The sequence below is a fragment of the Oceanobacillus halotolerans genome (assembly GCF_010993955.1).
GTDB lineage: Bacteria > Bacillota > Bacilli > Bacillales > Amphibacillaceae > Oceanibacillus_A > Oceanibacillus_A halotolerans.
Genome location: NZ_WIXL01000001.1, coordinates 358,688 through 373,319 on the forward strand (window position 1 = coordinate 358,688; position 14,632 = coordinate 373,319).

Annotated in this window: 14 protein-coding genes; all 14 read left to right on the forward strand. The window is 39.0% G+C overall.

What is annotated here, in order from left to right:
- Positions 1-63 precede the first annotated feature (63 nt).
- The 14 genes from spoIIR (at position 64) to atpE (ending at position 14,593) form a co-directional block, all read left to right on the forward strand.
- A complete protein-coding gene (spoIIR, locus tag GHC26_RS01610) occupies positions 64-690 on the forward strand; it encodes a stage II sporulation protein R (protein WP_163969492.1) in 627 nt (208 codons plus the stop codon).
- A 70-nt stretch (positions 691-760) separates the two neighbouring features.
- Positions 761-1,162, forward strand: a complete 402-nt coding sequence (locus GHC26_RS01615; protein WP_163969493.1) for a GNAT family N-acetyltransferase — start codon at positions 761-763, stop codon at positions 1,160-1,162.
- Between the two features lie 820 nt (positions 1,163-1,982).
- Positions 1,983-3,011 (forward strand): L-threonylcarbamoyladenylate synthase, encoded by a 1,029-nt coding sequence (locus tag GHC26_RS01620; RefSeq protein ID WP_163969494.1) that lies wholly within the window; start codon positions 1,983-1,985, stop codon positions 3,009-3,011.
- A gap of 111 nt (positions 3,012-3,122) precedes the next feature.
- The gene (locus GHC26_RS01625) at positions 3,123-3,677 is read left to right on the forward strand and encodes a manganese efflux pump MntP (protein ID WP_163969495.1); all 555 of its coding nucleotides are present in this window, start codon (positions 3,123-3,125) and stop codon (positions 3,675-3,677) included.
- Between the two features lie 552 nt (positions 3,678-4,229).
- Complete coding sequence (locus tag GHC26_RS01630; RefSeq protein ID WP_163969496.1) at positions 4,230-4,847, forward strand: low molecular weight protein arginine phosphatase; 618 nt, start codon at positions 4,230-4,232, stop codon at positions 4,845-4,847.
- A 42-nt stretch (positions 4,848-4,889) separates the two neighbouring features.
- Positions 4,890-6,179 carry a methyl-accepting chemotaxis protein gene (locus tag GHC26_RS01635; RefSeq protein WP_163969497.1) on the forward strand — a complete coding sequence of 430 codons (1,290 nt, stop codon included), beginning with the start codon at positions 4,890-4,892 and terminating at the stop codon, positions 6,177-6,179.
- 44 nt (positions 6,180-6,223) lie between these two features.
- Entirely contained in the window at positions 6,224-6,667 is a 444-nt protein-coding gene (gene rpiB / locus GHC26_RS01640; RefSeq protein ID WP_163969498.1) for a ribose 5-phosphate isomerase B, read from the forward strand.
- 90 nt (positions 6,668-6,757) lie between these two features.
- The gene (locus tag GHC26_RS01645) at positions 6,758-7,327 is read left to right on the forward strand and encodes a TIGR01440 family protein (RefSeq protein ID WP_226376815.1); all 570 of its coding nucleotides are present in this window, start codon (positions 6,758-6,760) and stop codon (positions 7,325-7,327) included.
- A gap of 21 nt (positions 7,328-7,348) precedes the next feature.
- Positions 7,349-8,584, forward strand: coding sequence for a serine hydroxymethyltransferase (locus GHC26_RS01650; RefSeq protein ID WP_163969500.1), 1,236 nt, complete (start codon positions 7,349-7,351; stop codon positions 8,582-8,584).
- Positions 8,585-8,789: 205 nt separating this feature from the next.
- Positions 8,790-9,419: a uracil phosphoribosyltransferase gene (upp, locus tag GHC26_RS01655; protein WP_163969501.1), complete on the forward strand. Its 630-nt coding sequence runs from the start codon at positions 8,790-8,792 to the stop codon at positions 9,417-9,419.
- Between the two features lie 1,193 nt (positions 9,420-10,612).
- Positions 10,613-12,793 carry a S8 family serine peptidase gene (locus GHC26_RS16025; RefSeq protein ID WP_163969502.1) on the forward strand — a complete coding sequence of 727 codons (2,181 nt, stop codon included), beginning with the start codon at positions 10,613-10,615 and terminating at the stop codon, positions 12,791-12,793.
- 404 nt (positions 12,794-13,197) lie between these two features.
- The gene (locus tag GHC26_RS01665; RefSeq protein WP_163969503.1) at positions 13,198-13,566 is read left to right on the forward strand and encodes an ATP synthase subunit I; all 369 of its coding nucleotides are present in this window, start codon (positions 13,198-13,200) and stop codon (positions 13,564-13,566) included.
- Between the two features lie 23 nt (positions 13,567-13,589).
- Positions 13,590-14,312, forward strand: a complete 723-nt coding sequence (atpB, locus tag GHC26_RS01670; RefSeq protein ID WP_163969504.1) for a F0F1 ATP synthase subunit A — start codon at positions 13,590-13,592, stop codon at positions 14,310-14,312.
- 74 nt (positions 14,313-14,386) lie between these two features.
- The gene (atpE, locus tag GHC26_RS01675; RefSeq protein WP_019378207.1) at positions 14,387-14,593 is read left to right on the forward strand and encodes a F0F1 ATP synthase subunit C; all 207 of its coding nucleotides are present in this window, start codon (positions 14,387-14,389) and stop codon (positions 14,591-14,593) included.
- Positions 14,594-14,632: the final 39 nt, after the last annotated feature.

Below are 14,632 nucleotides of genomic sequence, written 5' to 3' on the forward strand. Positions count from 1 at the left end.
AGTTTAAAAACGATTAACTGTGCCCATACTGTTTGTAAATTAAGTAAACGGGGGTACAGAACAATGAAGAAATTAATCTTTTTTGCATTTATATTTTTTATCGTATTTTTATCTATGCCAACAAAAGGAGTTAGTAATGAAGCACAACCAGAAGTGGAACAAGGATATCAAGTAATTCCAGATGAAGCAATTCGCTTACGTATACTAGCAAATAGTGATAAAGATCAAGATCAAGAAATTAAACAAGCAGTTCGTGATGAAGTGAATGAAACCATTTCTGAATGGGTTAAAGATATTACCGATATTCAAGAAGCACGAGATTTAATTCAGGAACGTTTACCAGAAATTGAATCAGTAGTAGCATCTGTTTTAGAACGTGAGAATGAGAATAAGTCTTTTGAAGTAGATTATGGGGAAAATGTGACATTTCCTACTAAAATGTATGGATCTTTCATTTACCCAGCGGGAGAGTATGAAGCAGTACTTATTACGATTGGGGAAGGCAATGGTGCCAACTGGTGGTGTGTCTTATTCCCGCCATTATGCTTCTTAGATTTTTCTAATGGTACAAGTGTTGCGGAAACAGAGGAAACGGCTGAAGCTAGTTCTCCTAGTGAGCAGAAGGAAGAGAAGGAAGAGGATGAAGTAGAGGTAAAGTTTTTCCTCTTTAAATGGTTAGGCTTGTCATAGAAATAAAAACCTCTGCATATAGTAATAGAAAAAGCTAGTAATCTAGCAACTATTCGTAGAGGTGAATAAAATGAAACTATTACCAGCAAATCAAGCTTCAAGAGGAAAACTAGAAGGATTCGTACATGATCACGAAGGTATTGATCGAGACCTATTATTGGAAAAAGGTTATGTCGTATTACTTCAAGAGAAAATAGAAGGTTGTTTTGTTTTGGATACATTAGAAGAAGATGTGTATTGGTTAAAACAACTCTATGTAACTAAAAATGCAGCTATTTCTTTACCAGCATTAATAGAGGCGGTATTAGCGCTTGCTAAGCGAAAGGAAGCGAAGGAAGTATTTGTACATAGTCACCAACCAATGGTAGACCAACTATTAGAAGCATTACAGTTTTATCCACAAAAGGATACTAAAATCGTGGATAAGTACCCAATTGAAAAGGGGAAATGGTGGACATACTCTGTTTCGTAATGATAATCAATGCATTTATCCACAGGTTATACACAAAAACAGTGGATAACCTGTAGAAAAGCCGTGTATTTCCTGTGGTTAAATATAAATATTAACAGTTGATGTGAATAGTCTGTGGATAACCCCCTTCCACAGGCTATTTTATTGTTGCACGTTAGGAAAGGTGGGTGGATTACTATTTTTATCGGGAGGCATCCTCATTCCAACGTGCTGTCTACTGGAGTGACGGTTACTATGTATGGCTATTTTTTTAAATGGTTGTTACTTTCCGTATAAAACGTCATGCATATAAGTTGGATTATACGCAGTAACTAGAATATGCACATTGCTTCGCTTCGGAAAAACACTTCGCTTTCCGCGGGGGAGTGGTGAGCCTCCTCGGGCTAGCGCCCTGTGGGGTCTCACCGACCTCCTACTTCCCGCAGGAGTCTCCGTGTTTTTCCTACGCTAGCTCGTGGACTAATCATATTTAGATCATCATTGATGCTAATATAATAGTTGATTGGAGCGAAGGACAGTCGACCCCTGCAGGAAAAGCACGTGTCCAGACCTGAGCAGGAAGTGGTCTTCTTCCGAGGAGGCTGAGGCCGTGCCTGCGTTAAAGAAGACACTGTGAAAACGTAAAGTTTGAACAGATGTCGCACTTATGCCCGTGGTGAAAGCGACTATCCGTAGTGAAAATCAATGTACAACTTTATTGCGTATAATATAGATTATGCGACGTAGCAAAGAACAAAGTATGTAAAAGAAGTGTATGTTAATTTTGCTTCTATTCCTTTCTTCCTCTAAAATGTAGGAAGAAGAAAAGGAGTAATCGCACATGTTTAAAACAAAATGTTGGCATATACGTGAATCAATTGATAAACAAGTGATTAAAGAAGCCTCTAACATGTTACGTGATGGACTTACTGTTGCTTTTCCAACCGAAACTGTTTATGGCTTAGGAGCAGATGCAACCAATGAAAAAGCCGTTCAAGGTATTTTCCAAGCAAAAGGACGCCCAGCAGATAATCCATTGATTGCCCATGTGGCAACAATCGAACAAGCAAAAGAAATGGTAGATGAGTTGCCTCCAATTGCCAAAACCTTAATGACTCACTTTTCACCTGGTCCAATTACATATATTTTACCAAGCAATGGAAAATGCGCTACTAATGTTACAGCAGGCCTATCTACTATTGGGGTACGTTTGCCAGATCACCCTGTTGCACAAGCATTACTAAAGGAATGTGATATTCCTATCGCTGCACCAAGTGCGAATCTTTCAGGAAAGCCAAGTCCAACTACAGCAGATCATGTATGGCAAGATTTGTCTGGTAAAATTGCTGGATTAGTGGATGGTGGTTCGACGGGAGTAGGTTTAGAATCGACGGTAGTTGATTGTACACAAGATATCCCCATTATTCTACGACCAGGAGGTATTACAAAAGAACAATTAGAACAAGTTGTGGGCAATGTGATGGTTGATCCTGCTTTAGTCCATCACCAATCAAGCCAAAAGCCGAAATCACCTGGTATGAAATATACACACTATGCGCCTGCAGTTGATCTATGGCTCGTTTCTGGGGATGCAAAACGCATACAAGAAATCGTAACGGAACAACAAGCAAATGGAAAAAGGATAGGGGTTATGGCTAGTACGGAAACAACTGTGCGACTTCAAGCTGATGCTATCATCTCACTAGGGTCAGAGCATAATCTTGGTGATATTGCTGCATCCTTGTATGATGCATTACGTACCTTTAAAGAAGGCGATGTTGACCTTATTTTGTGTGAGACATTTTCCGAAAAAGGAATTGGACAAGCTGTTATGAACCGTCTAACAAAAGCCGCAACCCGCCATATCTAGTGATTAGCAGGTTTAACGATAAAAAAACTGGAAGTGATAGGAACCTAAAATACATCATATTCTCCTTTTGGTTTGCATATAGTTTAAAAGCATGTCCGAGGAGGAGAATGGATGTCGATCAATCAATTAGGTGAACTCATAACCCTTATATTTATGGCAGTAGCTGTAGGAATGGATGCGTTTTCAGTTAGCTTAGGAATGGGAATGCAACAGATTCGCCTGAAACGTGTTGCATTAATCGGAATGGTGATTGGCCTTTTTCATATTTTGATGCCTTTTATTGGCATTATGTTAGGCCAAGCAATTTCTCATCAAGTTGGCAATATGACATTACTACTAGGTGGACTATTATTAGTCGGGATCGGTGCACAGATGATTTTCTCTGCATTTAATCACGAAACGACAACCATTGTCCAGCCAGTAGGATTTGGCCTATTACTATTCGCATTATCAGTTAGTATGGATAGCTTTTCGGTTGGCCTCAGCTTAGGCATGTCAGGAATGAAGACGGCAATTGTTTTATTGTTTTTTGGTGTAGCAAGTATGGTACTAACCTGGACAGGAATGTTACTCGGTAAAAAAGTCCATAATTTGCTAGGTGTCTATAGTGAAATATTAGGTGGTAGTATTTTGTGTGGATTTGGCTTATATATTATATTTGGGTAACGACTTGAAGGATTCTTTTTTTAATAGTAACGGGTTCAGATAAAGGATGAAAACAACTAACTTACACAAAAATTAGCATGTGAAATTGCATATTTCGCATGCTAATTTTTGCTGTTGTATCATGTGTTATAGCGTAAGTGTAGCCAATTTATGTGTTGCGATGTTTTGGATGAAGATCGTTTTCCCTGTATTCGAAAAAAAGTTTTGACGTTCATTCTCTTGATGAAGATCATTTTTCCAATTATCTAAAACAAGTTTATATTTTCACACTCTTGATGAAGGTTATTTTCCTCTTATCCATGCAAGATTTGACTTTCCTTCCCCTTGATGAAGATTATCGTACGTTATCGCAACGAACTTTGACCCTCAAAGTTTGGCTATCGCACTAACAAACCTATAAAAAGAAGAAAAGTTTTTTAGTTTTTTATTTACCCTTAATGATTCATGCTAAAATACCCTAATTCTTCTTATTTTTTCTGACATGTATTGATGTTTATGATATAGTTTGATTATACATAAAATTAGGTAGAAATGATTGTATGGAGGATACCGATGAAAATTTTATTTGTTTGTACAGGAAACACGTGCCGAAGTCCAATGGCTGAAGCATTAGTAAAACATCATATGCCATCTATAGAAGTGCAATCAGCAGGTATTTACGCGGGTTCAAATGAACGTGCGAATCAACATGCAATTGAGGCGTTAAAACAAAAAGGTATTGAACTAAATCATCGTTCCCAACCAGTAACAGATGAGTTAATGCAATGGGCAGATTTAGTGTTGACGATGACAACTGCACACAAACAATCTCTTTTACTACAACAACCAAGATTTCACGATAAAATTTTCACATTTAAGGAATACGTTTCCGATACCGATAATAAAGTATGGCAGCAATTAACGAAAGCATACGCAGATTTAGAAGAAAAGCGATCGGTATTTATACAAGAACATCAATACAAATTAGATAATCATCGCTTAACAGAAGAGCTAGAAGCACATTTAGCAGATGATATACAACACATAAAAAAGTTAGAGGCATCAATTGGAAATGATGATATATCTGATCCATTTGGTGGTGACTTACAGACCTATCAACATACATTAACAGAAATAGAAACCTATCTAAAAGAATTAGAAAAAAAGCTAGATAAAAGAGAAAATGGATAATGGCTCTTGAAAAATTAAAATGGATTTGATGGGGGAACGAGAATGAAGAAGTATCGGTTTAGCTTACGTTTGAAACTTGTCTTATTTACGACGATCTTAGCAATTATTACGTATTCGTGTAGTGCCTTGTTTATCTATGTGGTGTATGATTATGTTGCACCATACATTGGATTATCAGAAGAATGGTTTATGATTATTACCTTATTACTAGGAATTATTTGGTCAGGTATCTTGGCCTATTTTGCAGCTCGTGTGATAACAAAGCCATTAGAAAAACTAGAGCAAGTCGCTTCCGACGCAGCAGATGGTAATTTAAATCAAACGATTGAAATTTCAAAATCGGATGATGAAATTCGTGCCTTAAGTATTTCGTTTGATAAAATGCTTAAAAATTTACGGAATATGGTTCACAATATTGACACCCATTTTGACCATACAAATCAAACCGTTATACAAATGAAAGATGCCTCAAGTCAAGTGACGCAGCACTCGGATCAAATTGCAGCATCCATTGATGATATTTCTAGAGGTGCAGAAAGTTCATCAGAAGCCATTCAAAATACCGTAGAGGCAGTGGAAGTAGCAACAGATCTTGCAGGTGAAGTTCAGCAAAAAGCAACGGATTCCAAACAAAAATCGACTACAATGTTGGATACGTTATATAATAGTAAAGAAGTCGTGAATCAATTAGTGGAAGGGATTCAAAAGCTTGCTCAAGAACAAGAAATGTCTTTAAAGGATGTCGAACATTTAAAGCAGAATGCCTTGCAAGTAGAATCCATTATCTCCATGGTAGGTGAAATAGCCGAACAAACTAATTTACTCGCACTAAACGCTTCGATTGAAGCAGCGCGTGCTGGGGAACATGGGAAAGGCTTTGCGGTTGTTGCTGAAGAAATCCGCAAACTAGCGGATCAAAGTGCTCAAGCAGTACAACGTATTTCGTCATTAATTACAGCGATCCAAGAAGATGTACAGCAGGTTGTCACGAAAATGAATGAAAATGTCGTTTATGCTAATAAAGAAGCAGAAAATGGGTCTAACACCAATCATGCTATTGAACAAATGGCAGGCTCAGTTCGTGATGTTGCTGCAGAAATTGATACGATTTCTAGCCTAGTAAATAAACAATTAGAATCGATTCAATCAACTGCTTCTCAATCTCAAGAAGTAGCTGCAATTGCCGAAGAAACATCTGCAGGAGCAGAGGAAGTCAATGCATCCATTCAAGAACAGGCTAGCACGATTGGAAATGTTGATAAATTGGCACATGAACTGGAAGAACAAGCACAAAGCTTAAATAAACAAATTCGCCAATTTAACGTGTTATAATAAAAGAAGTTGGATGAAACAACAAGAGAAGAGGTGTTCAATCGATGAACGTAATTATTACAGCAGACCATGCAGGAATGACCATACGAAATGAAGTAAAAAAATTGCTAGACGAAATGGGAATTGAATATGAGGATACAGGATGTAGCTGTGAAACATCTGTTGATTATTCTGACTATGCACTCCCTGCTGCAGAACGTGTAGCAAAGGGTGAATTTGATCGTGGTATCTTTATTTGTGGAACTGGCATTGGTATGTCTATTGCCGCTAATAAAGTGAAAGGAATTCGTTGTGCGTTAACACATGATGTGTATAGTGCAAAACTTACGAGACAACATAACGATTCCAATATATTAGCGATGGGGGAACGTGTCATCGGTCCTGGTCTAGCACGGGAAATTGCCAAAGTGTGGTTGGAAACCGATTTTGATGGTGGTCGTCATGAACGACGTATTGGAAAAGTGACAGTATATGAGGACCAACAATAAGGAGTATGCTTAGGAGGCATTTGTCCACCTGTCTAGTGACAAATGTCTCCTTCCATAGGGAAAAAATCTCTACTACTAGAGGTGATAGGATTGGTTGATCAAACGTTTGATCAGGAATTGGAAGCGATAACAAGGGAATGGGTCGAGAGTGGATACTTACATGAAGGAGACCTTTTTGTCATTGGGTGTTCAACAAGCGAAGTGGCTGGGGAGAAAATAGGTACTGCTGGAACAGAAGAGATTGCGGCAACTATTTTTCATGGGTTGAAGAAACTACAGGAACAAACGAAGATCCAACTAGCCTTTCAATGTTGTGAGCATCTAAATCGAGCATTAGTAGTGGAACGTCAAACCGCTAAGGTATATCACCTTGAGGAAGTGTCTGTTGTACCAGTGCCCAAAGCAGGCGGTTCAATGGCCTCCTTCGCTTATAAACAGTTAAACGATCCAGTAGTGGTGGAGAGGGTACAAGCAGATGCAGGAATAGATATTGGGGAAACGATGATTGGGATGCATCTAAAACCAGTTGCTGTCCCGTTACGTTTTACGAACCGATTTATCGGGAATGCGCGGGCTAACGTCGCACGTACACGGCCAAAACTCATTGGTGGTGAACGTGCACAGTATAAACCAATAGATACAAATCAACAATGTACATAAGAATTGTAAGGAGGAAATGGAATGGAACATGTAAAACAAGTAGATCAAGAACTATATGAAGCAATAGGATTAGAGAAGAAACGCCAACAGGAGAAAATTGAACTAATCGCATCAGAAAACTTTGTATCAGAAGCAGTTATGGAAGCAATGGGATCTGTGTTGACGAATAAATATGCAGAAGGATACCCAGATAAACGCTATTATGGTGGTTGTGAGTATGTTGATATAGTAGAAAACTTAGCACGAGATCGCGCAAAAGAACTATTTGGTGCTGATCATGCAAATGTGCAACCCCATTCTGGTGCACAAGCAAATATGGCAGTTTACTTTACCACTTTAGAGCCTGGAGATACCGTCTTAGGAATGAATTTAAATCATGGTGGCCACTTAACCCATGGAAGCCCGGTTAATTTCAGTGGAAAGCTCTATAATTTTGTGGATTATGGTGTAGACAAGGAGACCGAACAACTAGACTATGAAGCAGTATTGGAAAAAGCAAAGGAAGTAAAGCCGAAGTTAATTGTAGCAGGTGCAAGTGCTTATTCACGTACCATTGACTTTGCGAAATTCCGTGAAATAGCAGATACAGTAGGTGCGTATTTCATGGTTGATATGGCACATATTGCTGGCTTGGTTGCAACTGGCGAACATCCGAGTCCTGTCCCATATGCAGACTTTGTCACGACAACGACGCACAAAACATTACGCGGTCCACGTGGCGGAATGATTCTTTGTAAGGCAGACTACGCCAAGAAGATTGATAAGGCTGTGTTCCCTGGAATGCAAGGTGGTCCATTAATGCATGTTATTGCAGCGAAGGCAGTATCTTTTAAAGAAGCGTTATCCGATGACTTTAAGACCTATACAAAAGCCATTGTCAATAATGCTAAGACATTAGCTGAAGCACTAACAAATGAAGGGATCCGTGTTGTATCAGGTGGGACGGACAACCATCTACTCCTATTAGATGTAACCCCACTTAAATTAACTGGAAAAGTAGCGGAAAAAGTACTGGATGATATTGGCATTACGACGAATAAAAATACCATTCCGTTTGATACCGAAAGCCCATTTGTCACAAGTGGTGTTCGAATTGGAACTGCAGCAGTAACATCCCGTGGTTTTGGTGAGGCTGAAATGAAAGAGATTGCTTCTATTATAGCCTATACCCTTAAAAATCATGAAGATGAAGCCGTTTTAAAAGAAGCAGCAGACCGTGTGCTTGCATTAACAACGACAAAGCCATTGTATGCTTAATTGTAGAAGGATGCTTCCTAGAAAAGGGCAGCATCCTTTTTCTGGATAGAAAGAAGTGCATCCTTAAAAACACGTCGGCATGACTTCACTTGAAAGCATCTGTATTATTCAGTACAATTTGTAAGATGGTAGTATTAGGGTGTTCAAAAATATATATCGCTGACTAGATTTGAACACACATTATATAAAAGGAGCGGTCCGTCATATGGGAAATGTACATGTACTAGATCATCCATTAATTCAACATAAGTTAACGTACATACGTGATAAAGGAACAGGTACGAAAGAGTTTCGCGAATTAGTTGATGAAGTAGCAATGCTTATGGCTTTTGAAATCACACGAAACCTCCCACTTCAGGAAAAAACCATTAACACACCTGTTATGGAAGCAAAAACAAAGGTGTTAGCTGGGAAGAAAATTGGACTAGTTCCCATTCTTCGCGCTGGTTTAGGAATGGTAGACGGTATGCTCAAGCTTATACCGGCAGCAAAAGTAGGGCATGTAGGATTATACCGTGACCCTGAAACATTAAAACCAGTTGAATATTATATCAAGCTTCCATCTGATATTTCGGAAAGGGAATTGATTGTCATTGATCCGATGCTTGCAACTGGGGGATCAGCAAATGATGCGATTCATTCCTTGAAAAAACGTGGTGCTAAACAGATTCGTTTAATGTGTTTAATTGCCGCACCAGAAGGCGTGGAAGTCATTAAAAAGGAACATCCTGATGTGGATATTTATTTAGGAGCACTCGATGAAAAGCTAGACGAAAAAGGCTATATCATCCCAGGACTAGGCGATGCCGGTGACCGTCTATTTGGAACGAAATAATTTTAGTATCCTAAAAACTCAGCTATTATGGCTGAGTTTTTGTGCTTTTAGATGGGGAAAGCTATCTGTTACTTAATCAGTATGAGAAGTAGAGAAACAGAGCGTGCTTGTCAGTGCCCAACTCAGCATGAGAAACCCCTAAAAAGGAACAGAGCACACTTATCTATAGCCAAACCATAAAAATGAAGGCTGTTTTATAAAAAATTGATTTTTAAGCACAAAACTTAATGCATAGTTGATGTATGATGCGCGAGGCAAATTAAACCGTTGATTTCCGCTTCGGACAGTCGCTTTCATCACGGGCACAAGTGCGACATCTGTTCAACCTTGTTTGTTTTCACAGTGTCTTCTTCGCCGCAGGCACGGCCTCAGCCTCCTCTTTAGAAAAGCTAAAAGCGCCTTGGTCACCCCCGATTAGAAAACTTGGCTTGTCGCCAAGTGGCGAAAGCCTTAGTTGCACTTATGCAGTAAGTAGTTTCTTATCTGCCAAGCTTAAGCCGAGCCTCGGCGTGGCGCTTTTTGCCACAAAGAGGATAGACTTAAGACCTCGAGGGGGTAGGCGCTGAAGCTAGACATCTATATAAAAGCTAAAAGCGCCTTGGTCACCCCCGACAAGCTTAAGCCGAGCCTCGGCGTGGCGCTTTTTGCCACAAAGAGGATAGACTTAAGACCTCGAGGGGGTAGGCGCTGAAGCTAGACATCGGAAGAAGACCACTTCCTGCTCAGGTCTGCTCACGTGCTTTTCCTATAGGAGTCGACTGTGTCCTACGTTCCAATCAACTATTATTTTTAACAACAGAAATGATAAGAATAAGGATAGCACAAAACTAGCGGAGGAAAACACGAAGACTCCTGCGGAAAAACGAGCCTAAGAGACCCCGCAGTGTGGGTTTCACGAGGAGGCTCGTGGGGAGTCCGCGGAAAGCGAAGTGTTTTTCCGTAGCGGTAATTATAGCTAAAGACTATTGCGTATAATATAGATTATGTGTCGTAGAAAACAACAAAGTATGTGAAAAGAGCCTTTTTATTAGAAGAATCGACGTTAATATAACATAGAATACGAAAAGAGCCAAAACTTAAAACAAAAAAAAGAGAATGAGCCAACACTTTTTATCCACAAATACAAATCCACTCAAATGTATGAAATTGCTTTCTAATACAAAACCTAACCGAAAAAGGAGGCGTATTTTTTCATGCGGTATAGTTACTTCTATTTCGTGATGCTAGCGGTAATAGTCTTCCTAATCCCGACAAATATACAAGCAAATTCCGATGATGAAACACAATCCATTATTATTGAAGTAGAAGGAGATCCGCATGAACATAAATCCTATATTGAATCCTATCATCCGTTTATAGAGATAGTTGCTACCTATGATACCTTGTTTACTGGTTTAGCAATCAAAGGAACACCAGATAATCTAGAAAAAATGGATTCATTGGACTTTATTAAGGCGGTTCATCCTGTCAGGAGTTATGAAGCCTTACAAACAACTTATGAAGATATACAGGCAATTGAAGAAGAGGACATTGTCGTTCCTAACGCGCTAAATAATACAGACTATACCGGAAAAGGTGTAAAAGTAGGTGTGATCGACACAGGAATTGCCTATAACCATCCAGACTTAGCTCGTAATTATGTTAGTGGGTATGATGTTGTTGACTTGGACAAAGATCCGATGGAAACCCAGCCAAACCAAGGTCCACCAACCTTACACGGCTCCCATGTTGCAGGAATTATTGCGGGAAATGGTGCTTTAAGAGGAGTAGCTCCAGATGCGTCCCTTTATGCATATCGTGCACTTGGTCCTGGTGGAATGGGATCGACCGTTCAAGTTATTGCAGCAATGGAACAAGCAGTAAATGATGGGGTAGATATTATTAATTTATCGCTTGGGAATTCGGTTAATGGCCCAGATTATCCGACCAGTATGGCAGTGAATAAAGCGGTAGAGTTAGGAGTATCAGTTGTGATCGCAAACGGAAATAGTGGACCTGATCGATGGACAGTTGGCTCACCAGCAACGGCAACAAAAGCAGTCGGGGTAGGTGCACTAGCCCAGCCACAAGAAATTCCACAGCTATATGAACCTGCTAAAGACAAAACAATTTCACTAACAACCATGATTGGATCCGTCCCATGGCAACTAGATTTCCCTTATCCAGTAGTGGACTTTAGGAAAAATCAACAGGGTGCTCATGATAAAATTGCTTTGATTAAACGTAGTGATGTTCCATTTTATGAATTAGCAAAACGCGCGGAAGAAAGTGGTGCTGTAGCCGTATTGATCTATCATGATGAGGAGGAAGCACTGCAAGGATCAATTGAGAATGAAGGTGAACCTATATCTATTCCAGTAGCAGTTATTTCAAAGGATGACGCAGAGTGGTTACGTGAACAAGATAATCCAACTGTGGAAACCACTTTTGAAAAGACCGACACAACGATAGCTAAGTTTAGCTCACGTGGTCCTGTTACAGTCAATTGGGACATAAAACCAGAAGTGATTGCACCAGGAACCAATATTTTAAGTACCGTTCCAGGAGGGTATCAAATTTTACAAGGGACAAGCATGGCAGCACCTCATGTAACTGGTGCAATAGCACTCATTAAGGAGGCACATCCAGATTGGACCCCAACTCAAATTAGGGGAGCATTAACGACAACGGCTTCTCCTTTACAGGATGAAGAAGGGGAAATGCTCGATCCAGTTATACAAGGAACAGGGGAAATTCAACCTGATAAAGCAATTAACACAGGTACCATTATTGACCATCCATTATTAGCCTTTGGGAAAATTGATTCCTATCGAGAAGAAGTAGTGAAAGAAATAACGATTGAAAATACATCAAATGAGGCGCAAACCTATTCATTCGATATCCCAAAAAAGGAGAAAGGGTTAACATGGAGCCTGCCACAATCTTTTACGATAGAAGCAAATGAGGAGAAAACGATTTCAATTGAAGTCAGTGTAACAAGCCCACAACTAGAAAATGGCGTTCACCAAGGATGGCTACGTCTACATCAACATGACAACACTTATCAACTTCCTTATTTATTTGTGAATCAAACTGCTGATCAACCAAAAGCAATGGGATTTGAATTCACATTAAAACCATTTGAGGATGATACGTATGTTTATCGTCTGTATGTAACCGAACCAGCTGAAAGAATTGAAGTAATACTTTATGATCCAGTAACCCTAATGTATGAACGAACATTTCTAGAAATAGAGGATGTTAAAACAGGTATGAATGAGGGATATATGGATCAATCAGAAATAGGAGAACCTGGTGAATATGCAGCATTCATTGTTGTGCATGCAGAAGACGGTAGTGTAGAAAGTTATGAAACAGAGTTATTTATTGAATAGGGGAAAAGAAATAATAATGTGTGTCGACAAGTGACGAATAGTGTTCACAAAAATGTCATATTGTCGGCATGCTTTTTCATATATAATGGCAACTATGAATAGTATGGCAATTGGTGAAGATTAATCCCTAAGTTAGAGGCTAGGTTAACGCTTACAACACTTATTAATAAGGAGAAAAAAATGGAAGGAGAACGAACCTATAGAAACGCTTCAAACCAATTGACAACACGATACCGCTATTGTACACTTGCTTAGTGTGGAATGGTAAGGTTTTCACCGAAATGCAATAATTATCGGTACAACTAAATTCAATCTACGTTAAGCATATCCTTTAATTGCTACATATGTAGTGACGATTCTCACATTATTTACTAAATGATTGATTAATAGGAGAAATGTAACTCATGTCACAATATAATAAAATGGCAGCACGACAACGTAAGTGGATGTTCTACCTTCTTGCAATCTTCGTGCTAGGAGCAGGATTTACTCCTTACCTTCGTATCTCTCTCGGTCTTTTATTAGGAAGTATTATTAGTTTTTACAATTTATGGCTTCTTCAAACTAAAATTAGCGATTTTTCAGAAGCAGTTTCTAAAAAAGAAAAACCGAGGGGAATAGGAACTGTGTCGAGATTTGCTGCTGCAGCATTAGCCGTTATTATTGCACTTCGATTTGATGAATACTTCCACATGATTGCCGTTTTATTGGGATTAATGACATCCTATATCGTCATTATGATAGATTTTGTAGTTTTTAAGAATAAGGATTAGTGCTTAAGAGAGGGGTGAAAAAGGTGGATCATGGAGCACCAATTGTCGAAGACGTCTTTGGGATTGCTTGGTTAGATTTCAACCTATCCAATGTGTTAATGATAGCGATAACCACATTAATTGTCTTCATTCTTAGTGTCTTAGGTGCCAGAAAATTACAAATGAAACCAACTGGTGTACAAAATTTCATGGAATGGATCCTTGACTTTGTGAAAGGAATCATTAACGACACGATGGATTGGAAGACAGGGAAACTATTCCTTCCTCTAGCCTTAACATTAATTACCTACATCCTTGTTGGTAACATGTTAGGGGTTATCACGAATGGAGTATATAATGGTGATGTATGGTGGAAATCACCCACAGCTGACCCAGGTGTTACGCTGACACTATCAGCAATGGTAATTATACTAACGCATTTCTATGGAATTAAGATTCGAGGTGGGAAAGAATATGTAAAAGATTATTTCCGACCATTACCATTCTTATTTCCAATTAAAATTATCGAAGAGTTTTCTAACACATTAACGTTAGGATTACGTCTTTTTGGTAACCTCTATGCTGGTGAAGTTTTACTAAGTTTATTAGTTGGTTTAACAATGTCAGGAGCATTAGGGTTTATTGGAGGGGCAATACCGTTCTTAGCATGGCAAGGATTCAGCGTATTTATCGGTGGTATCCAAGCATTTATCTTTACAATGCTAGCAATGGTTTACATGTCTCATAAAGTAAGTGAAGATCATTAAATATGGTGAATAACCCAGTTTTTTAACTGGAATTATTTAAAAAATTATACAACTAATTGAGGAGGATTCATATTATGGGAGCTTTAGCAGCTGCAATTGCAGTAGGATTAGGAGCATTAGGTGCTGGTGTAGGTAACGGTTTAATCGTGAGTCGTACAGTTGAAGGGATTGCACGTCAACCAGAATTAAAAGGACAACTTCAAACAACAATGTTTATTGGTGTAGGTTTGGTTGAGGCGATGCCGATTATCGCAGTAGTTATTGCATTAATGGTTATGTAGTTTTTTATATACGAAGTATCGAATCGAATGGCGAAGATA